Raw genomic sequence first — 19,931 nt, forward strand, 5'->3', positions numbered from 1 at the left:
TCTTTTCAAAACTATGGCGCGGCTCGCTGGCCTCGTTGTATAACCAGCATGATTAACGCGGTGAAACGTCCCGGTTTCAGTCGGGCGTCCTATGTATCTTAGAATGTCCGGGGCGCTGTTCGACTTGACCGTTGTATCTGAAGCGCCACATTTAGAAAAGAAAACGGCCATTCCGGCCAGATTTCAGGAAAGGGTGTCATGGCTTTCGTTCCCAATTCTCGTTCTAGCGGTTCTTCTCCCCAGGCGGGAACCGCCAGCTTCGATACGGTCGATGCCGGTCTGCGCGCCTACATGCTCAGCGTGTACAACTGGATGACGGCCGGTCTGGTCCTCACCGGCGTGGTCGCCTATGCCGTAGCCGAAACCTCGCTGAGCAACCTGTTCTATCATCAGGTCATCACGTCGGGCGGCATCATCACCCGCCCCACGGGTCTCGGTATGCTGACCATCTTCGCACCGCTGGTGTTCGTTCTGGTGATGTCGTTCGGTGTCAACCGACTGTCCCGCCAGGCGGCTCAGGGATTGTTCTGGGGCTTCTGCGCCGTGATGGGTGCGAGCCTGTCGAACATTCTGCTCGTCTACACGCATACATCGGTGGCAAGCACTTTCTTCATCACCTCGGCGACCTTCGCGGCGATGTCGCTCTGGGGCTATACGACCAAGCGGGACCTAAGCTCGCTCGGTTCGTTCTGCTTCATGGGGCTGATTGGCCTGATCATTGCCATGACGGTGAACATGTTCATGCACAGCGCAGCGATGTCGTTCCTCGTGAGCATCGTTGGCGTGGGTCTTTTCACGGTGCTGACTGCTTTCGATACGCAGCGCATCCGTTCGACCTACCAATACTATCTGAGCTATGTCGGGCCCGAGGAAATGGGCAAGCGCAGTGTTTATGATGCCCTGTCGCTTTATCTCAACTTTATCAACCTGTTCACCTTTTTGCTCCAGTTCATGGGTGTCCGTAGTAATAACAACGGATAACTAGCTGTCTCATACAGAGTTTTATTTGACGGGGTGCGTCTCAGACGCATCCCGTTTTTGTTTATCCAGACTATTTCAGTCTAATTAACTTGACTTTTCTATCTGAACCAAACCTAAAAAATCCGCAATGAATTGCGGCGAAAAAGCGTTTCTTGCCTTTAACTTATTGAAAACAGTTCGTTTTCTATGTGTTCAAATTGTGAACGTGACTGTGAAAACTTGTTATGAGTGCTTGCTTTGCGCGCCAATCAGGCGGAAACAACACAACAGAGCTGGGCATTCACGCCCAGCGTGCAGGCAGGCGGGTTTTCTGACGAAGGCTCTGTCTGCTGAAGTTAAGGCGAGGCAACGATGGCGCGGATTGCAGTCGGGCGCCCACAAGGCACCGGCAAACGTAATGTTACATCTTCGGGCGGCAGGGGTCGCACGCTGGTGTCACGTTGCGGAGCGATACGCGCCCTCAACTGGAATAGGAGAGATGGATGACATCCCCTGAAGGTGTTGTCGCCATGTTCGACCAAGCCGAGGTCGGGTTGAGCGGCAGCGTAGCGCAGCCACAGAGCTTGACGGTCGGTTCAACGAGCGGGGCAGACAATGAACAATAGATTTTTGCCGAAGTTGCGGCGGCTTCTGCCGCTGGCGCCGGCACTCTTCCTCTCAGGCTGCACGCTCGATCTTCTCGATCCGCGTGGCCCGGTAGGAATCCAGAACCGTAACGTCATCCTGATCGAGCTGGGTGTGATGCTGTGCATCGTCATCCCCGTGATCGTGATGACGCTCTTTTTTGCCTGGAAATATCGTGAGTCCAACACCTCGGCCGAATATCTGCCGAACTGGGATCACTCCACGAAGATCGAGTTCTTCGTCTGGGGCGTTCCTGCTGTTGTGATCGTGATTCTAGGCGCTATCGCGATCTGGACGAGCTACACGCTCGATCCGTACCGTCCGCTTCACTCGGCTGAAGCTGCGGGTCGCAAGCCGCTGAACGTCGAAGTTGTCGCTCTCGACTGGAAATGGCTGTTTATCTACCCTGACCAGGGTGTCGCTACGGTTAACCAGCTTGCCGTGCCGGTAAACACGCCGATCAATTTCCGTATCACGTCTGACGCCGTCATGACCTCGTTCTTCATCCCGCGCCTGGGTACCCAGGTTTACGCGATGGCAGGCATGCAGACCCAGCTTCATCTCCTGGCCAGCGCGCCGGGCGATTATCTGGGTGAAGCAGCGCATTACACGGGTCGCGGCTTCTCGGACATGAAGTTCCGTACGCTTGCGATGACGGATGACGACTTCAACCAGTGGGTCGACAAGGTGAAGGGGGCGTCTGACTCGCTCGATTCAGCCAACTACCCGCAGGTTGCCGCTCCGCAGGAAGCAGCTCCGGTCAAGTATTTCGCGCATGTTCAGCCGAACCTCTTCGACACCATCGTGGCCAAGTACAATAACGGTACGGTCATCGACAAGTCGACGGGTCAGGTCATGCACATGCAGTCCGCCATGTCCGACATGCAGATGAAGGAATAGGGACACATGCTAGGTAAGTTAACCCTCTCTGCGATACCGTTGGATGTGCCGATCCTTGTCGGCACGTTTACTGGCGTCGTTATCGTCGCGCTTGCCGTCCTCGGCGCGATTACCTATTTCGGCAAATGGGGCTATCTCTGGCGCGAATGGCTGACCTCGGTCGACCACAAGCGTCTGGGCATCATGTATATCGTGCTCGCCCTGGTCATGCTGTTCCGCGGCTTTGCCGACGCAGTCATGATGCGCAGCCAGCTCTTCCTTGCCTATAACGGCAACCCGGGCTATCTGCCGCCGCACCATTACGACCAGATCTTCTCCGCCCATGGCACGATCATGATCTTCTTCATGGCCATGGCGTTCATGACGGGTCTGCTTAATGTCATCGTGCCGCTGCAGATCGGCGCACGCGACGTTGCCTTCCCGTTCCTGAACTCGCTGAGCTTCTGGATGACCACGATCAGCGCCGTTCTGATCAACGTCTCCCTGTTCATCGGTGAGTTCGCACAGTGCGGCTGGTTGGTTTATCCCCCTCTGTCCGAGCAGCAGTTCAGCCCCGGTGTCGGCGTTGACTACTATATCTGGGCGGTCCAGCTTGCCGGTGTCGGTACGCTGCTGACGGGTGTGAACTTCTTCGTCACCATCGTGAAGATGCGTGCTCCTGGCATGGGCTGGATGCAGCTCCCCGTTTTCACCTGGACAGCACTCGTCACGGTCGTTCTGATCATGGCAGTCTTCCCGGTTCTGACGGTTACCCTGGCCGAGCTCGCTCTCGACCGTTATCTGGGCATGCACTTCTTCACCAATGATGGCGGCGGCAGCGTTCAGCTGTATCTCTCGCTCATCTGGACGTGGGGTCACCCGGAAGTTTACATTCTGGTTCTGCCGGCATTCGGCGTGTTCTCGGAAGTTACCCAGACATTCTCGCGCAAGCCGCTCTTTGGCTATCGCGTGATGGTCTACGCTACCCTTGCGATTGGCGTTCTGTCGTTCATCGTCTGGGCTCACCACTTCTTCACCATGGGCGCAGGCCCGAACGTCAACGCCTTCTTCGGTGTTGCCACGATGATCATCGCCGTCCCGACGGGCGTGAAGATCTTCAACTGGCTCTTCACCATGTATAAGGGCCGTATCCAGTTCAATGGTATCATGTACTGGGTCATCGGCTTCATGGTCGTGTTCTCCATCGGCGGCATGACAGGCGTCATGATGGCGATGCCGGCAGCCGACTTCGTGCTGCATAACTCGCTGTTCCTCGTGGCCCATTTCCATAACGTCATCATCGGCGGTGTGTATTTCGGTTACGTCGCAGGTCTGAGCTTCTGGTGGCCGAAGGTTCTCGGCTTCAAGATGAACGAAGCCTGGGGCAAGCGCGCCTTCTGGTGCTGGTTCGTCGGTTTCTTCGTTGCATTCGTTCCGCTCTATATTGCCGGTTTCGAAGGCATGACCCGCCGTATGAACCACTACGACAATGCTGACTGGCATGTTCAGATGCAGATTGCAGGCGTTGGCGCAGCAATCATCGCACTGGGTGTCGTCTGCCAGCTGATGCAGATCTATGTGTCGATCCGTGACTGCAACCTGCCGGAAAACCGTGATTTCACGGGTGATCCGTGGAATGCACGCACGCTCGAATGGTCGATGTCTTCGCCTCCGCCGTCCTATAACTTCGCCGTCCTTCCTGACATTCACGGTATCGATACGTTCCATACCGAGAAGCAGCTTGGCCGCCGCAGCTATGAAGGCAAGACGCTGACCCCGATCCATATGCCGAAGAACACGGCTGCAGGCTTCTTTGTTGGTGCTTTCAGCTTTGTGCTCGGTTTCGCAGCGATCTGGTATATCTGGTGGCTCGCAGCGATCGCCCTTGTTGGCGTCTTCGCGACGGTCATCCTGCGCAGCTACAACAATGATGTGGACTACTATGTCCCGGTCAGCGAAATCGAACGCGACCAGGCCAAATATGTCCGCTCGCTGACAGCACAGGCGGCAGAATAACAATGGCAAATATCTCAGCAACGCCGCACGGCACAGCACACGGCATTGACGATCACGAACACCACCACACGAATAATGTGTTTGGTTTCTGGATCTATCTGATGACGGACTGCCTCCTTTTCGGAACGCTGTTCGCCACCTTTGCCGTCATGCGCACCCAGTTTGCTGGTGGCCCGACGGGCAAGGAGCTTTTTGATCTGAACGGGGTAGGGCTGGAAACGGCCCTCCTTCTGCTCAGCTCGATCACCTTCGGCTTCGGCATGCTTTCGGCTTATGCCCGCAAGCAGGGCGCCATGCTTCTTTGGCTGGCAGTCACCTTCCTGCTCGGCCTCGGGTTCCTTGTTCTTGAACTCAAAGAATTCGCCCATCTGATTCATGAAGGCGCTGGTCCGGATCGCTCCGCGTTCCTGTCTGCGTTTTTCACGCTGGTGGCGACACATGGTCTTCACGTGACTTGTGGTCTGGTCTGGATCGCCGTTATCATGGCCCAGAGCTTCAGCTCGCAGGTTTTCAGCACACGCTATATGGACAAGCTCCAGTGCCTGAGCCTCTTCTGGCACTTCCTGGACATCGTCTGGATCTGCGTGTTCACCTTCGTTTATCTGTTGAGTGTGATCTGATGAGCCAAGCATCGACCCATCAACACGAAGGCGAGTCTCACGGCAGCTTCGCCTCGTACATCATCGGCTTCGTGATCGCGGCCATCCTGACGGTTGCGGCTTTCGCAATCGTCGAGATGCACCTCATGACGCCCGGCATGACCTTCGGGGTTATTGCCGGTCTGGCAGTGGTTCAGATCTTCGTGCATCTGATCTACTTCCTGCACATGAACGCCAGCTCGAGCCAGTCCTGGAACAACACGGCATTTGCCTTTGCCGTCATCTGCGTTCTGATCATCGTCGGTGGAACGATCTTCATCATCCACGACGTCAGCATGAACATGATGTCGCGCTGATATCTCCGGTCTTCAGGCTTCGCCCCCAGAAGGGGCGAGGTCTGGAATTCGGTCAGTGCCGGCAACAAAAAAGCCCGGAGGGATATCCCTCTGGGCTTTTTTTATGACTTGCATCAGAGCGGGGCATTGGTTGATGCCCCGCCGACCCAATCGGGCCGGCTGTCTGTCTGATCAGTCCTTGTGCGGTTCCGGCGAAAGCATGGCGTCCTTGCCCGGCTTGTCTTTCCACTCATCGGCATCGGGCATTGAATCGATCTTGCGCGTGATGTTCGGCCAGACGGCGGCGTATTTGCTGTTCACTTCGAGCCAGGGTGTGGCGCGGTCGTCGCTATCGGGGAAGATCGCTTCCGCCGGGCATTCCGGTTCGCAGACGCCGCAATCGATGCATTCGTCGGGGTTGATTACAAGGAAGTTCTCGCCAGCATAGAAGCAATCGACCGGACAGACCTCGACGCAATCCGTGTATTTGCAGCGTATGCAGTTTTCGGTGACCACATAGGCCATTGGTGTCTCCGATCGTAAGCTGGGGCCTGACGGCCCGAGAGGATCCCAGGAGGCGCAAGTGACCCCGTCAGGGATTTTCCAAAAAGGGATGCCGCAGATAGGCGGAAGTTTCCCGTTCTGGCAAGCATATGTTTACAGGGCTGCCGCTAAAGTTCAGCTCTCGCCCTGATTTTCGGTGATGACCTCGTAAAGCAGCGCGGCTTCGGTAGCCGAGCCGCGACGCGAGGCGAGCGCGGTGACGCGCCAGATACGCACCTCGTCCCGCTGGCGGCCAGGCAGGCCCAGCACATCGCCTGTCCGGATCTTGCTATGCGGTTTTCGGGTGACCTGTCGATTGATGCGCACCGCCCCTTTTTCGATCAGGGCGGCGCAATCCTGTCTGTGACGGCAGACGCGCGCATGCCAGAGCCACAGATCCAGACGTTCATAATCCCGCTCTGACATCAGGTTTGTCCCGATCGGAGCGTGAGGGCTGCAAGCGCCGCGAAAGGACTGTCCTTTACAAATCCCTGCGGCTTCGACGGTTCTTTGCCTTTTTTCCTTCGTGCTTCCTGTCGTCTCGCCGCACCCAGAAGCATGGGCGGGGCGACCGGTCCGAATTGATTGGCTGGAAGAGGAGCCGCCTGTCGCAAGCGTATGCCAAGCGCGAGCAGAATATCCCCGATCTGTTTTTTGCCCAGTCCATGACGCGAGGCAAAATCGTCAGGCAGGGGGCGAGGGCCAGAGCGCGTCAGGCGATGCAGATCGCCGAGCAGTCTTTCAACCCGGTCGAGGCGAAGCCACAGGGCACCGGCATTGACCCAGCCCAGAGGCGCCAGAACCGCGTTATAAGGCGCCTGAAGCGTTATCTGGCTTGCGTTGACGTCAGGGCGCGCTGTTCGATGCCATAGGCTGAGCAATAAAGAGCGTAAGGCCATCGGTACCGGCTTGAGCAACGAGGGCATGAACACCCCGAACGGGCAGAAATTGATGCCAAGACGGCGGAGATGACCAATCATCTGCTGGCCGTGACTGCCGGGCTCTGCTGGCAGGAGGGGTGCCACGCCTCCATACTCCATCAGGCGATGAGTAAGGCCGCGTAGAGCCGGAGAGGGGTGAGGCGTTGCGGCTAGGGTATAGAGTGGCGCCAGCGTTTCTCTCAACATGGCACGAACGAAGCCGTGAAGCCGTTCCTGAACCAGATCGCGCTGCCTGGTGTCTGAAAATTCGCCGCCAAGAATCTGGATGCTAGGATCGAGCAGCGTCGTACCCCGTGCCAGACGCGCAATAATGACCCCTTGCCAGGAGAGCATGCCATTGTGGCTATCGAGCGCGAAATCGCTGTCGGGCGAGGCAACAAGGGCCTGAACCCGTCGGGGGATCTCGTGCAGCAAGGCCCTGCGCCCGGCGCGCAACATGAGTTTCTTTTCGGGCAGGGCCTCTTCCCGATCGGGCTTGAGGGTGAAGCCCTCTATCGTCCCGACGGCATGGCCTTCGACAATAACCTGCCCATCCTTGGTGACGGCTGAAAGCAGGTCCCTTGCGCCATCACTGTCGAGGCGGCGAAGCAGAGAGGTCGCCCGACGATCAACGAAGCGCGCTGTCAGGCGCTCGTGGAGGGCATCGGAGAGAAGGTCTTCAACCTCGCGTGTGCGCTCCTGCCAGTGCTGGGCGCGGTCGCTCCATTCGGTTCGTGCCGCGACATACGCACAGACACGAATGCCCGTCAGCCGGTGCATCAGCGTGTCGATATCGCCCTCCAGACGGGAGAAGCCAGCGATATGCGCCTCGAACCATTGGGCTGGAATGCCACCTTCGTTCAGGAGATGCACGAATAGCCGATGGCAAAGCCTGACATGGGAGTCGTCGCCCAGTTTGCGGAAATCGGGGATCTGGCAGACTTCCCACAGAAGGGACGTCGCCTTTTTGCCGCGTGCGGCGTCGCGTATATCGCGCTCACCGGACAGGCTTTCGAGGGTGAGCACATCCGATGCAGGCCGACCGGCAACCAGACCGCGGCGTGGCGGGGCAGCGTTCAGGCTGGCCAGCAGGGCATCCGGCGAGGCCAGATCGAGAGCCGCATTGCGCCAGCTTATCCGCTCGATCGGGTCAAAGCGATGCGCCTCGATGGCATCCACCAGCGCTTCGGACATCGTGCGCGCCTCGGCCGTGGTGCCAAACGTGCCGTCCTTCATACCGCGACCGGCACGCCCTGCGATCTGGGCACATTCCTGCGCGGTCAGCGGACGCAGAGAGGCACCGTCAAACTTGGTCAGAGAGGCCAGGGCAACATGATTGACGTCCATGTTGAGACCCATGCCGATGGCATCGGTCGCTACCAGATAATCGACATCCTTGTTCTGGTAGAGTTCAACCTGAGCATTACGCGTGCGGGGCGAGAGCTGCCCCATGATGATGGCGCAGCCTCCACGCCGCCTGCGAATGATCTCGGCTATCGCGTAGACCTCTGCCGCCGAGAACGCGACGATGGCCGAACGCGCAGGCAGGCGTGAAAGCTTGGTATGGCCGGTATGAACGAGGCTCGACAAACGCGGCCTGGTGTCGATCTCGATGCCGGGGACGAGACGTTGCAGCAGCGGGCGGATGGTCTCGGCGCCAAGAAACAGGGTCTCGACATTGCCACGTGCATTGATAAGCCGGTCGGTAAAGACATGCCCCCGGTCCGGATCGCTACTCAGCTGGATTTCATCGACCGCTACGAACTCTACCTTGCGGGTGAGCGGCATCGCCTCGGTGGTGCAGGAGAACCATCTGGCATCCGGCGGGACGATTTTTTCCTCACCTGTGATCAGGGCAACATGGCGCGCGCCCTTGAGCCGCACCATGCGCTCGTAGTTCTCACGCGCGAGCAGACGGAGCGGAAAGCCGATAACGCCCGATTCATGGGCCAGAAGGCGTTCCAGCGCATAATGGGTCTTGCCGGTATTGGTAGGTCCGAGCACGGCGCGAACCCTGCGAGGCATGACATGGTGCTGGGTCTTCATGCTGCGATGCTTGTGCATGAGCGCCGGAATTGCAAGACGCTCCTGCGACTGGCACAGCTCAGACAATCCCGCTGTGGGATCGTGAATGACGGCGAAAGGGCGATGTGAATGCGCAATCCTGAACAGTTCTGTCTGGTGGATACGGCCGACAAGGCGAGAACCGTGCATATCGTTCTGCCGGATCAGGATTTCAGCGGCCTGCTCGGCGTTCATGCCAGCGCTCTTTTCGAGATGGTCGGACAGCCGCAATGCGGCAGGCTCTATCTCGTTCCCGGCGTCGAGGGCGTTGCGCAGGCGGTTTTCGTCATTGATGCAGCAAAGCGCGACGCAGCGCGATTCGGTGCGCTGGCGGCCGGGCTGCCCGCAGGCGACTGGAAGCTCGCCATTGCTGCAGAAGCCCTCGCACTCTGTCCCGAGATCGCGCACGACGCGACACTCGGTTTCTGCATGGGCGCCTATCGCTTTGCCCTGGGGCGCGAAACCGTATTTCCCACCCGCCTCGCGCTGACCGAGGATGTGCGCGCCGTAATGCCCATGGCTCAAGCCATCTGGCTGGGGCGCGACTTGATCAACCAGCCTGCCAATCTGCTCGGGCCGGCAGAACTCGCTCAGGAAGCTGCCGACGTGGTCTCGGCTCAGGGCGCTGCCTGCGAGATCATCTCGGGTGAGTCGCTGGTCAGCGCCTATCCCTGTCTCGCGGCGGTTGGCGCGGGGTCCGACCGGCCTGCCCAGGTTGTGAAGGCGATATGGCGGGGCAGCAAGGCGCCGCATGATGCCCCTCTTCTGTCACTGGTGGGGAAGGGCGTGTGTTTCGACACGGGCGGCTATGACATCAAGCCTGCGAGCGGCATGCTGCGTATGAAGAAGGATATGGGCGGGGCGGCGCTGATGCTGGCTCTGGCCCATGTCATCATGGCGCAGGATCTCCCTATCCGACTGGAGCTGCGTCTCGGCAGTGTCGAAAACAGCATTTCGGGTCATGCCATGCGCCCCGGCGACATTCTGACAACGCGCGCCGGGTTAACTGTAGAGGTAGGCAACACCGACGCCGAGGGGCGTCTGGTGCTGAGCGATCTGCTGACCGAAGCCTGCGAACAGAAGCCCGATTGGCTGCTTGATGCCGCGACTCTGACGGGTGCGGCGCGTGTCGCTCTCGGCCCCGATCTGCCTGCGCTGTTCTCCAACAACCCCCAACTGGCTCAATTGTTGTTGAATGCGGGGGCAGTGGTTGGCGATGCCATGTGGCAATTGCCACTCTGGCATGGCTACGACGCATGGCTCTGCCGCAAAAATGCCCATCTCGGCAATGTCACCGACAAGCCCATGGCGGGCGCCATCACCGCAGCGCTGTTTCTGCAGCACTTCGTCGAACCCACTGTAAAATGGGCACATATCGACACTTACGCGTGGAATGACAGCTCAATTCCAGGCCGTCCGGAGGGTGGAGAAACGCTCGCACTTCGCGCCTTGGTGGAGGCGACATTACGAATGATTAATGAAAAGGCAGGGTCACAGTGAGCTTAGTCCCTGAGTTTCAACAAAAAGATACTAAACCGATTACCAAAACGAACCTATATGACTGCGTATCGTTTGGCGCATGTTGTAGGAATGCAACGCTGATCGGGACGTAACCCGCCCCATTCCTAGAGCACGCGCCGATAGGACACGCACCCAAGGCGTGGCGTCTCCGGAAAAGCCTGCTGGCCTATCCGGGGTGGCTTACTTGGGCGACGGGTAAGACCATTTCAGCCGCGCCACCTGCGCGACGCATTTAGGAGTTTTTTTGATGGCCCAGGCACAGAATGACCAGATGCTGAACCTTCTTCGCGACACGATCGTTTCGCTCGTTCGCAAGGATGGCCCTGATCTCTCGGCGCGTCAGCTTGGTGTGTTTCTGACCTGCTACCTGCAGGACGGCGCGCACACGGTTCGCGGCCTTGCTCAGGAACTCAACGTTTCCAAGCCCGCCATCACACGTGCCCTTGATCGCCTTGGCGAACTGGATCTGGCCCGTCGCAAGGTTGATCCGCTGGATCGTCGTTCGGTTCTGGTGCAGCGCACGCTCAAGGGCTCGGCCTTCCTGCGCGAAATGCGTTCGCTGATGAGCGAAGCTTCGGGTACGACCAAGCCCGTCGCCAAGACCACGCGTGGCTCGGTCGAGCGCATGAATGTGCGTCGCATCGCTGGCTGATAGTCGTGTAGCTACGGGCAGGGGCCTCTTTATGAGCAGCCCTGCCTGACCCGGCAACAGAAGAACCGCTTCCTGCAAGGGAGGCGGTTTTTTTGTGTCGATTTGGCTACTCCTTGCTGTTCTGTTCGCAAGCGAGGATCGAACACAGCCGCAGAGGTAATACACCATGGGTGACAAGCGCGAGATAGAGACAGCACGCCTGGTTCTGACGCTTCCGGCGCGCCATGATTTCGATGCGTTTGCCTCAATGCGGGCTGACCCCCTCGTCGCGCGCTATACGACGCGTGTTCCCGCCACGCCCAGCGAGAGCTGGGAGCGCCTGATGCGCTATCGCGGATTTTGGGAGGTTCTCGGCTTCGGTTTCTGGAGTGTGCGAGAGCGCGAATCGGGTCGTTTCGTCGGGACGGTCGGCTTTGGCGAGAACAGGCGCGGCATCGAGCCATCTCTTGATGGCTATCCCGAGGCCGGCTGGCTTCTTGCCTCATGGTGTCATGGCAAGGGCTTTGAAAAGGAAGGCGTGGCTGCTGCCTGCGCGTGGCTTGATCGCGAGACAGGGTTCACGCGATCAGTCTGTATCATCGCCCCTCAGAACACTGCCTCTCTCGGCCTGGCTGCGCTCAATGGCTTTACCGTTTTTGCGCGATCACTTTATCAGGGTGAGGAAATCTGCGTGCTGGAGCGTTCCAGGTCCGGCTGAGACAGGCTCACCACTTGCCCAGAGCGGCATTGCGCGCGCGGTGAATGATTGTGCCCATCCAGAGTAGCTGTGGCGCCAGGAGCAGGGCCAGTCTGAAGCCAAAGGGCAGGGGCTGTACGCAGACGATGCCACCCCAGATGACGAAGAACCAGTAGATGAGGGTCACCAGGACAGATGACATGCCAGCGCGTGTTGCCAGTTGATAAAGATGGCTGCGATGGGCCTGCGCCAGCGGGTCTCCCGCAATGGCACGTCGTACCAGCGTGAAGGCGACATCGAACAGAATGCCGCAGAGCAGAAAAGGCATGATGAGTGGATAGGGCGTGCTGATGAAAGCCTCAAGCCCGAACCATGAGAGCGCCAGACCAGCCCCCTGACTGCCGACATCGCCCATAAAAATGCGCGCCTTCGGGAAGTTGAATGGCAGAAAGGCAAGGAGGCAGACGGCTAGTAGCAGTGCGGCATGGGTGAGGCCAATCTGGCCTGCATCGTCGAAAAGCCAGGCCATGATGAGCGCGCTGAGCGCCATGCTGCCCGAGGCAAGACCGTTGATGCCGTCGATGAAATTGAGCGCGTTGGTGACATACACAAGCCAGCAGAACCCGGTTCCGACAAGGCAGGCGAGGAGTAACGGTGACACGCTCGGGAGGGAGACGCTGCCAAGGGCCATGCCTGTCAGAACCATAAGCGCGGCGATAGCCTGCACACCCAGCTTGAGGGACGCCCGATAGGAATGGATGTCGTCGAGCCAGGAGAAAAGAGCCAGAAGGGCGATGGCCAGAAGAGGAAGCAGCAGCGAGAGCCCCGGCAGGTCGCCCTGCGTCCAGAGCTGACTGACGGGAAAGACAAGAAGAAAACCGAGGACGATGCCAATGCCCCCGCCTTTCGGGGTGGGGCGGGTGTGCGAACTGCGATGGCCCGGCACATCCATCACCCCGACCCGGATCATGTGGCAGATGAGAGCGATGCTGACGCCAGCGGCGCTGAGACAGCAAATGATCAGGGGCACCATTGTCTAGATCCGCTTTTTTTTCACGAGCAGTATGAAAGCGTGGTGAGGGGCCATCGCCGGGAAATTGTTTTTCGGGCTATAAGTGTCGTGTGAACGCGAAGCAACATCCTCATACCCCAGATCCTGTGCCTCATTCTGTGGCAAGACGCCGTCGACCGACCGGGCGTATTGCGGTCAATGTCCTGGCCGATGGCCTTATTTCAGGGCTGGCGGCGCCCGTGGCACGGTTTCTGGCTGCGCCCCATGACGGGCTGCTGCACCCTCTCTGGTTCATTATGGGCGGGGCTATTACCCTGCTTGTAAGCGGGCTGCCATTTCGCATTCCTCAGCAATACTGGCGTTTCTCCGGGGTGGCCGATCTGAGGGGGATTGCGGCTGCGTCAGTCGCCGGGGCCGCGCTTTTCTCATTCATGATTTTTCTGACGGGATTTCCGCTTCCGTCTCCCACTTTTCCTCTGATCTATGCGCTCGTTCTGCTTGTGGGGCTTGGCGGCGGTCGGTTGCTGACCCGAGTCTACGGCACCATGCGGCAGCAGGCGCAGGGGCAGAAGGTGCGGGTATTGCTGGCCGGTTCTGATCTGAGCGCCGATCTGTTCTTGCGTGCGCTCGAACGCGCTTCGGACCGGCATTACAATGTGCTCGGTCTGGTCACCAGATCGCCAGGGCAGCAGGGGCGCCGGTTGCATGGCGTGCCGATTCTGGGTGTCGCCGATGATCTCTCGGGTGTTCTCGCGCGCATGAGCCAGGATGACGCCCTGCCGGATAGTGTGATCGTGACCGATCCCGAGTGGCGCGGTTCGCAGCTTTCCGTTGTTCTCGATGCAGGTCAGGCCCATGGCATTGCAGTGCAGCGCGCTCCTTCGCTAACCAGCTTGACGCCTGCCGAGGAAATCCAGATGCGTCCGATCGCTCTGGAAGACCTTCTGAACCGTCCCGAAGTGCCGCTCGATCGGGAAGGCATGGCGCGTCTCATTCAGGGGCAGGTGGTGCTCGTCACTGGCGCAGGGGGAACGATCGGTTCCGAACTGGTTCGTCAGGTCGCCCAGTTCGGCCCCAGCCAGTTGCTGCTGCTCGATCATGGTGAGTTTGCGCTCTGGCAGATCGATCTCGAAATGTCCGAACGCTATCCGACGGTGCCGCGTCAGGTCATCGTGGCCAACATACGTGACGCCGACCGCATTGAGGAAGTTTTTGCCGTCCACAAGCCGGCTCTGGTCTTTCATGCTGCCGCGCTGAAGCATGTGCCGATTGTCGAAGCCAATCCCTGCGAAGGCGTGCTGACCAATGTGATTGGCACACGCATCGTCGCCGATGCGGCCATACGCCACATGGCCTCGGCCATGGTGCTCATATCGAGCGACAAGGCGGTCAACCCGTCCAGCATCATGGGAGCGTCCAAGCGTTGCGCTGAAATCTACTGTCAGGCCTTGGCCGTGGCAGCCGAAGCCAGAGGCTCGGCTTTTCGCTGCGTGACAGTGCGTTTTGGCAACGTGCTGGGGTCGACCGGCTCGGTCGTGCCGCTGTTCAGGCGCCAGCTTGAGCAGGGCGGTCCGCTGACAGTGACGCATCCCGATATGACGCGGTATTTCATGACTGTGCCTGAAGCGGTCGGACTTGTCTTGCAGGCCAGCGTGCGGGGTACGGCCCTGCGTAACCGGAGAGACGAGACAGACATGCGTCTGCAGCAGGGCGGTATTTTTGTGCTCGATATGGGCGAGCCCGTTCGTATTCTCGACCTGGCAAAACAGATGATCCGTCTTGCAGGCCTCAAGCCGGATGAGGATATTGCGATCCGCTTCACCGGCCTGCGTCCCGGCGAAAAACTCTACGAAGAGCTTTTCCACGGGCGTGAGGCCCCGGTGCCGACCGATGCACCCGGGCTCAAGATGGCCACACCCCGCATGATCGATCTGACCGCCGCGGCCGCATTGCTTCAGGAACTGGAGCGCGTCAGCCATCGTGATGAGGTTGAGCAGGCCCTGATCGTCATGAAAGAGCTAGTGCCTGAATTCGCGCATAATCCTCTTGGGGAAGTGCGTCGTCTGCAGGCTGGCGAGGCCGGGAACAGTAATCCCGTGCCGACTTCGGAAAACGACGGGTCTGTGTCATAGTCCCGCGCCAAATGAGGGTCGCCTTCGGTGGCTGAAGATGGAAACAAGGTGCAATGAGCGAAAAAGCCCCCATCCAATTTCTCGATCTGCCAAGACAACAGGCCCGGTTGGGCGCCCCTTTGCGCGAGCGGATCGACACCGTCCTTGCCCATTGCAAGTTCGTGATGGGCCCTGAGATCGAGGAGCTTGAATCGCGACTCTGTGCCTATAATGGCGCAGGCCATGCGATCAGTGTTTCTTCTGGCACCGACGCCCTGCTGATGGTGCTCATGGCCGAAGAGATCGGCCCGGGCGACGCTGTGTTTCTGCCTGCCTTCACCTATACTGCCACGGCAGAAGTCGTGCTCCTGCTGGGGGCGACGCCTGTTTTTGTGGATGTCGACCCGGCGACCTTCCAGATCGATCCGGCAAATCTGGCGGAGCGCATTGCGTCCATCCGTGCACAGGAAGAGCTTGAGCCGCGTGTGATCATCGGGGTCGATCTTTTTGGTCAGCCAGCACCATGGGAGGTTCTGCGTCGCATTGCTGCCGAACAGGATCTGCTTCTCATGGCCGATTGCGCCCAGGCTTTCGGCGCTTCCCTTGATGGTCGCAAACTGGGGCGTGAGGCGCTGGCAACGACGTTGTCGTTTTTCCCTTCCAAGCCCTTGGGGGGGTATGGCGATGGCGGGGCCATCCTGACGGATGACGCCGAAAGGGCGGCGCTCTATCGCTCGTTGCGCAGCCACGGTGAGGGGCGCACGCGCTATGAAGTGTTGCGTATTGGTCTGAATGGCCGTCTCGACACACTTCAGGCAGCGATCCTTCTTGCCAAGCTGGACCGTTTTGAAGAGGAGCTCGAGCGGCGCGACGCAATCGCGTGTCGCTATGATACGGCTCTTTCAGGTCTGGTTGTGACGCCACAGCGCGTTGCCGGGTCAAAGAGTGCGTGGGCAATCTATTCGATCCTCCTTCCCGATGCGGCGCTACGCAACGCACTTCAGGCGTATCTGGGGCAGGAGGGCGTGCCGAGCGTCGTCTATTATCCCAAGCCGCTGCACGAGCAGCCTGCCTACGCAGAACATCATGACGAGACGATCACCCTGCCGGTCTCGGAAGGGCTGGGCGCCCGTATTCTGGCCCTGCCGTTACATCCCGAACTGACCGATGACGAGGTGGCACGGATCATTGCTGCCGTTCAGGGCTTCTTCGCTCGGGAGCGTGGCGCGTGAGGAAGGAAACACTTCTCGTTATCGGGTTTGTCGCCCTTGTGCTGACGACGGTCGCAATCATCTGGACGTTCGCGCTCCCGTCGTTGCGGCCGCTCAAATTCGAGACGCTCAGCGATGTGACGCTCACTATCGAGCAGACCGGGCAGACCCGTGTGCTGAATGCTGAGGAAACCGGCCAACTCAATCGCTGGCTTCAGGGCCATAAAAGCCACTGGGCGCCGCTCTCTTCACCAGCGCCTTCGACAGGCGATGTCGTGATCAGGGGGCGCAACCCTGACGGCGGAGACTTTGAACTTGCGCTCTGGACCGGTATCAGCGGAGCCGACTGGAACAATACGGCCATTACTCGCGCCAACCCGAAGGCGCGTCTGAAAGTGCAGAGCTTCAGCGACGAAGACTGGGCTGTGCTCCACCATCTGATAGATGGGCAGGGGTTCCAGAAGACGGACGTACCCTGAACCCCATCTCATCAAGGGTCTTCAGGCAAGGCAGAAATGAGTGAAAGTGAAAGAAGGGGGCAGACCTGGTCTGCCCCTTTTTTTTTGTTCAGTTCTCACGCGCCAGTCGGGCTGTCTCCGAAACGAAGTGATAGACTTCCTGACTGAACGGGGCCTTGGCTGTCTCGGTCTCCCACTGATCCATTTCGCCATACATTCTGGCGGCCTTGTTCCAGTGATCCTTGCCCAAAGCCTCGACCATCGGCTGCTGCAGAATCCTCCATTCCTCCATGAGGGCGAGAGCTTTGCTCGAGCCGGGCATGACACCTGACGCGATGGCTTTTTCAATGCGCTCGATAAGGGCCGCCCAGTCCTGCTCGTAGCGGGTGCGCATGTCGCCGGGAAAAAGCTTGCTGCCTGTTTCCTTCCAGCGGCTCCACTCTTTTTCTGTAAAATAGGTCGTCGCGACGGCCTTGAAATCTTTGTCTGACATGATGGTTTGTGCCTCCTTGATGAGAGAGCAGAGCCCATCCACATCCAGCGCTTCGCGCGTCTCGAGCAAGGTCAGGGTTTCGTGTAGACGGCGCAGCATAAGGGTGACCTGCTTTTGTTTCGCGTTCAGGCAAAGGATCTGGCTTTCGATAAGGCTCCGGGCATCGAGAGAGGGGTGCAGCATGGCGGATGATATTTCAGACAGGCGATAACCTACCTGACGCAGCAACAGGATGCGCGTGACGAGACTCGTTTCCTGCGCGCCATAGACGCGTCGGCCCGCCTCGCTTCTCTTCGGGCTGATCAGGCCCTTTTCCTCGAGATGGCGCAGGCTGCGAGGCGAAAGCCCGCATTGCGCCGCCATCTCTCCGATCGATCTGTTGCGTGTCATCTGAGCCCATCCCTTGGTGCCGTTCGCAGGAAGCGATGCTGACACAGTGTCAGGAGCAAGAGAAAAATGACTGACCGGCCGGAATTCTGTTTGCGGCAAAAACGGCATGTTTCGTCGGCGCGCAATCTTATGGCACGGCCGCCCGTCGCAGCACTGTGCGGATCGCTGGCGGCGAATAAAGGAGGCGCTACCTCCTGATGTGTCAGAAAAACACTATCGAGTCAGGCAGGGCAGGTGTGTGCGGCGACAAAAACTGTGCGGTCATCGGCTTCGATATGTGGCCATTTGGTACAGTCGAGCTGTCTCCTTGTGATACCCCATGTAAAGATCTGTAAGATAATACGAAGTGAGTGCAGAAAATTGCGGGGTGGGCGCGCGAGGTCATATTCGCCTCACCATTCAGCCTTTGACAGGGAGTTTTTCGTGAAATTGCTAGGCACGCCACGCCTGGTCGCTTGCTCGAAAAGCTGCCGCCTAAAGGTTCCGGCCTGGATTGCTCTCATAAACGGCCTGAGCCAGAACTTGTCTGTTCCGAATGAGCGTATCGCGGTTTCCTATCCGCCCGGAAGCTCTGGATAGGTCCAGGGGGAGTTGAAAGCTGTCACCGCGAAACCGACAAAGCCAGAATTATTACGTAGCCGTTATCAGTAACGCGGCGACAGTGGCGGATCACCTCAGGATTGGGCAGGCTCCCGGAGTTCCTCCGCTTTATCGATATATGCCTGCATGGCTAGATGTTTGTCGGCCGTATTCCAGAAATGAATAAAGCCACGAGGATGAGCAGGGTCAGTCGGATGATCGTAACCGCCTATCTGCGTATGTGCGCTGACAGGCTCGGCATCGAAATCGTCAAGCTTATAGAGCGCATAGTTCAGCACGCTCTGGTCGTAGAACGGTATCGATTTGCGACCATGTTGGGACGTATATCGGATCAGAGTTTGATATGCAGCCCTGATGTAGCGGGCATGATCTACCATGTTGGGCACGAGCAAAAGGCCACCGTTGAACCCATGCAGCCCTTCGCTTGAGAACGGATCAGCCTGCACCAGGGTAGCCCCTGTGTGTTCTGATGTGGCGATTTGGTGAAAAGACTCGACCTGTGCGCTGCACCGTCGAGATTTGGCCGCTTTGATCAGGAACGGTTCGATCGGAAGATCAAAAGCAATATCAACATCCGAATAAAGTATCGGCTGGTAATCATCGAGTATGGAAGTGTTGAAAATGGTCAGGCGAGCGCCGACATAGTCAAGCTGATCTATGCCCTGCATCGGGATGACTCTAATATGACTACGTAGAGGCTCAGGGGCCAAGCCCTTGAGATGATCCTCTGGGATGTTGCTGACGATCAGAATCGTGCCACGATATTCCGCCAGCCGGTCGATGCTGCGGATGCATTCGCAATATTGTTTGAGAGCGGCTCCATGGCCGAACACAACCAGTACGATTGCGGGATTAAGCAAGAATGCTTCGTGGACCTTCCACTCATCGAAAAATATGAATCGGGTAGGGTTTTTCGTGGATACTGCACTGTTGAAGAACGCGTCCATAGGCAGCTTCTTGTCTCCGAAAGTCACTTCGTCAAAGTTCGACTCCCGCAGGTTCAGTTTTAAGACCGTGTTGCTGCCGCCCAAAACCCAACGGTGGCTGGCTACCCTTGTGGCCGCGTGGAACACGTCAATGTCCAGAAGCTTGAATGTTTCCCAGAGATTGCGGTGTTCGGAGACAAAATCAAGACCACCGAGATGATTGGCGCGTCCGAATTTCCCATTGTATTTGAAGCTGTAACGTCCATTGCCGTGATAGTCCAAGTCTATCATGACACTGGGTATCGCGCGCGCAATATTGAGAGTTTCGAGATCCAGCCAGCGATTTGAGTCTCCCAGCGTACAAAAACCCTGCAGGCCATTTCGGTCGTGGAAGCAGATAACATCGTCAGGACGCGTGATATTCGAAAAATCGCGCTGAACGATGCTCTCTCCCTCCACAAGAAAGACTTTGAGATTATGGCTGACCAGAACTTTCAGCATTGGTTTTCCGTACGCTTTCTCAGTAATTAGGATGTCGCAATATCGCACAGATCGTATTTACAAACAAATATCTGGAAAGAAAAAACACAGAATGTTGCCAAGTATTTGTCCCGGAGGATCTCCTTCGGTCTGGAGGCTGGCATTACTGGATATTTCAAAGTCTACAGCTTGACAGATATTGCCTGATCGACCTGCCAGCGCATCATCTGCGGGGTCAGATTTCTATGCTCGGTATTTCCTGGCGACGTGTGATCATTCTGGAGGGGCGTTGACCGTGGCTGTCCATTCAGAGCACAGAACTTCATCGCACGGCTGCTGTTGGGTCAGATCGGAAGTATCTTCGGTGGGATCTTGTGAGAGCAGGGTGGCAGACCATTTCGGCCCAACCGAATCTCAGTCCAATACTCGAGCTCTTTCTC

General features: G+C 58.2%; 17 protein-coding genes. 11 read left to right on the top strand and 6 right to left on the bottom strand.

Features of this window, described 5'->3' with window-relative positions; genetic code table 11:
- Positions 1-198: 198 nt before the first annotated feature.
- The 5 genes from AAID99_RS02715 to cyoD all read left to right on the top strand — a co-directional run bounded on the left by AAID99_RS02715 (position 199) and on the right by cyoD (position 5,455).
- Complete coding sequence (locus tag AAID99_RS02715; RefSeq protein ID WP_188425227.1) at positions 199-981, top strand: Bax inhibitor-1/YccA family protein; 783 nt, start codon at positions 199-201, stop codon at positions 979-981.
- Between the two features lie 594 nt (positions 982-1,575).
- Positions 1,576-2,505 (top strand): ubiquinol oxidase subunit II, encoded by a 930-nt coding sequence (gene cyoA, locus AAID99_RS02720; protein WP_188425228.1) that lies wholly within the window; start codon positions 1,576-1,578, stop codon positions 2,503-2,505.
- Between the two features lie 6 nt (positions 2,506-2,511).
- Positions 2,512-4,500: a cytochrome o ubiquinol oxidase subunit I gene (cyoB, locus tag AAID99_RS02725; protein WP_188425229.1), complete on the top strand. Its 1,989-nt coding sequence runs from the start codon at positions 2,512-2,514 to the stop codon at positions 4,498-4,500.
- A 2-nt stretch (positions 4,501-4,502) separates the two neighbouring features.
- Positions 4,503-5,120, top strand: coding sequence for a cytochrome o ubiquinol oxidase subunit III (gene cyoC / locus AAID99_RS02730; protein WP_188425230.1), 618 nt, complete (start codon positions 4,503-4,505; stop codon positions 5,118-5,120).
- A complete protein-coding gene (gene cyoD, locus AAID99_RS02735) occupies positions 5,120-5,455 on the top strand; it encodes a cytochrome o ubiquinol oxidase subunit IV (RefSeq protein ID WP_188425231.1) in 336 nt (111 codons plus the stop codon). The genes cyoC and cyoD overlap by 1 nt, the downstream gene beginning before the upstream one ends.
- Before the next feature lie 171 nt (positions 5,456-5,626).
- Here the strand turns inward: cyoD and fdxA are convergent, their stop codons facing one another.
- From fdxA to AAID99_RS02750, 3 genes are all read right to left on the bottom strand, one after another.
- Entirely contained in the window at positions 5,627-5,959 is a 333-nt protein-coding gene (gene fdxA / locus AAID99_RS02740) for a ferredoxin FdxA (protein WP_025841814.1), read from the bottom strand.
- A 153-nt stretch (positions 5,960-6,112) separates the two neighbouring features.
- A complete protein-coding gene (locus AAID99_RS02745) occupies positions 6,113-6,403 on the bottom strand; it encodes an RNA-binding S4 domain-containing protein (RefSeq protein WP_188425232.1) in 291 nt (96 codons plus the stop codon).
- Positions 6,403-8,961: a helicase-related protein gene (locus AAID99_RS02750; protein ID WP_498494252.1), complete on the bottom strand. Its 2,559-nt coding sequence runs from the start codon at positions 8,959-8,961 to the stop codon at positions 6,403-6,405. The genes AAID99_RS02745 and AAID99_RS02750 overlap by 1 nt, the downstream gene beginning before the upstream one ends.
- A 90-nt stretch (positions 8,962-9,051) precedes the next feature.
- Here AAID99_RS02750 and AAID99_RS02755 point away from each other — a divergent pair, with 90 nt between their 5' ends.
- The 3 genes from AAID99_RS02755 (at position 9,052) to AAID99_RS02765 (ending at position 11,831) form a co-directional block, all read left to right on the top strand.
- Positions 9,052-10,461: a leucyl aminopeptidase family protein gene (locus tag AAID99_RS02755; RefSeq protein WP_498493096.1), complete on the top strand. Its 1,410-nt coding sequence runs from the start codon at positions 9,052-9,054 to the stop codon at positions 10,459-10,461.
- A gap of 268 nt (positions 10,462-10,729) precedes the next feature.
- Positions 10,730-11,134, top strand: a complete 405-nt coding sequence (locus AAID99_RS02760; protein WP_188425234.1) for a MarR family transcriptional regulator — start codon at positions 10,730-10,732, stop codon at positions 11,132-11,134.
- A gap of 166 nt (positions 11,135-11,300) precedes the next feature.
- Positions 11,301-11,831, top strand: coding sequence for a GNAT family N-acetyltransferase (locus AAID99_RS02765; RefSeq protein WP_498493097.1), 531 nt, complete (start codon positions 11,301-11,303; stop codon positions 11,829-11,831).
- A 7-nt stretch (positions 11,832-11,838) separates the two neighbouring features.
- On the opposite strand, the gene AAID99_RS02770 is transcribed toward AAID99_RS02765, so the two are convergent.
- A complete protein-coding gene (locus AAID99_RS02770) occupies positions 11,839-12,843 on the bottom strand; it encodes an MraY family glycosyltransferase (RefSeq protein ID WP_188425236.1) in 1,005 nt (334 codons plus the stop codon).
- Positions 12,844-12,980: 137 nt separating this feature from the next.
- Between AAID99_RS02770 and AAID99_RS02775 the strand changes: the two genes are divergently transcribed.
- The 3 genes from AAID99_RS02775 to AAID99_RS02785 are packed head-to-tail and all read left to right on the top strand — an operon-like array spanning position 12,981 to position 16,623.
- Positions 12,981-14,954, top strand: coding sequence for a polysaccharide biosynthesis protein (locus AAID99_RS02775; protein ID WP_229719492.1), 1,974 nt, complete (start codon positions 12,981-12,983; stop codon positions 14,952-14,954).
- A gap of 53 nt (positions 14,955-15,007) precedes the next feature.
- Complete coding sequence (locus tag AAID99_RS02780) at positions 15,008-16,165, top strand: DegT/DnrJ/EryC1/StrS family aminotransferase (RefSeq protein ID WP_188425238.1); 1,158 nt, start codon at positions 15,008-15,010, stop codon at positions 16,163-16,165.
- Complete coding sequence (locus AAID99_RS02785) at positions 16,162-16,623, top strand: hypothetical protein (RefSeq protein ID WP_188425239.1); 462 nt, start codon at positions 16,162-16,164, stop codon at positions 16,621-16,623. Before AAID99_RS02780 ends, AAID99_RS02785 begins: the two co-directional genes overlap by 4 nt.
- A gap of 88 nt (positions 16,624-16,711) precedes the next feature.
- On the opposite strand, the gene AAID99_RS02790 is transcribed toward AAID99_RS02785, so the two are convergent.
- Together AAID99_RS02790 and AAID99_RS02795 are read right to left on the bottom strand one after the other, a co-directional pair.
- Complete coding sequence (locus tag AAID99_RS02790; RefSeq protein WP_498493098.1) at positions 16,712-17,485, bottom strand: MerR family DNA-binding transcriptional regulator; 774 nt, start codon at positions 17,483-17,485, stop codon at positions 16,712-16,714.
- A 674-nt stretch (positions 17,486-18,159) separates the two neighbouring features.
- A complete protein-coding gene (locus AAID99_RS02795; protein ID WP_188425241.1) occupies positions 18,160-19,512 on the bottom strand; it encodes a glycosyltransferase family protein in 1,353 nt (450 codons plus the stop codon).
- Positions 19,513-19,931 lie beyond the last annotated feature (419 nt).

The organism is Asaia sp. Ae19-3, from assembly GCF_059801175.1.

Excerpts from the sequence above, each read along its gene's own strand:
- AAID99_RS02715 (WP_188425227.1), top strand. The coding sequence starts at position 199 with ATGGCTTTCGTTCCCAATTCTCGTTCTAGCGGTTCTTCTCCCCAGGCG.
- cyoA (WP_188425228.1), top strand. The coding sequence starts at position 1,576 with ATGAACAATAGATTTTTGCCGAAGTTGCGGCGGCTTCTGCCGCTGGCG.
- cyoB (WP_188425229.1), top strand. The coding sequence starts at position 2,512 with ATGCTAGGTAAGTTAACCCTCTCTGCGATACCGTTGGATGTGCCGATC.
- cyoC (WP_188425230.1), top strand. The coding sequence starts at position 4,503 with ATGGCAAATATCTCAGCAACGCCGCACGGCACAGCACACGGCATTGAC.
- cyoD (WP_188425231.1), top strand. The coding sequence starts at position 5,120 with ATGAGCCAAGCATCGACCCATCAACACGAAGGCGAGTCTCACGGCAGC.
- fdxA (WP_025841814.1), bottom strand. The coding sequence starts at position 5,959 with ATGGCCTATGTGGTCACCGAAAACTGCATACGCTGCAAATACACGGAT.
- AAID99_RS02745 (WP_188425232.1), bottom strand. The coding sequence starts at position 6,403 with ATGTCAGAGCGGGATTATGAACGTCTGGATCTGTGGCTCTGGCATGCG.
- AAID99_RS02750 (WP_498494252.1), bottom strand. The coding sequence starts at position 8,961 with ATGCACAAGCATCGCAGCATGAAGACCCAGCACCATGTCATGCCTCGC.
- AAID99_RS02755 (WP_498493096.1), top strand. The coding sequence starts at position 9,052 with ATGCGCAATCCTGAACAGTTCTGTCTGGTGGATACGGCCGACAAGGCG.
- AAID99_RS02760 (WP_188425234.1), top strand. The coding sequence starts at position 10,730 with ATGGCCCAGGCACAGAATGACCAGATGCTGAACCTTCTTCGCGACACG.
- AAID99_RS02765 (WP_498493097.1), top strand. The coding sequence starts at position 11,301 with ATGGGTGACAAGCGCGAGATAGAGACAGCACGCCTGGTTCTGACGCTT.
- AAID99_RS02770 (WP_188425236.1), bottom strand. The coding sequence starts at position 12,843 with ATGGTGCCCCTGATCATTTGCTGTCTCAGCGCCGCTGGCGTCAGCATC.
- AAID99_RS02780 (WP_188425238.1), top strand. The coding sequence starts at position 15,008 with ATGAGCGAAAAAGCCCCCATCCAATTTCTCGATCTGCCAAGACAACAG.
- AAID99_RS02790 (WP_498493098.1), bottom strand. The coding sequence starts at position 17,485 with ATGACACGCAACAGATCGATCGGAGAGATGGCGGCGCAATGCGGGCTT.
- AAID99_RS02795 (WP_188425241.1), bottom strand. The coding sequence starts at position 19,512 with ATGCTGAAAGTTCTGGTCAGCCATAATCTCAAAGTCTTTCTTGTGGAG.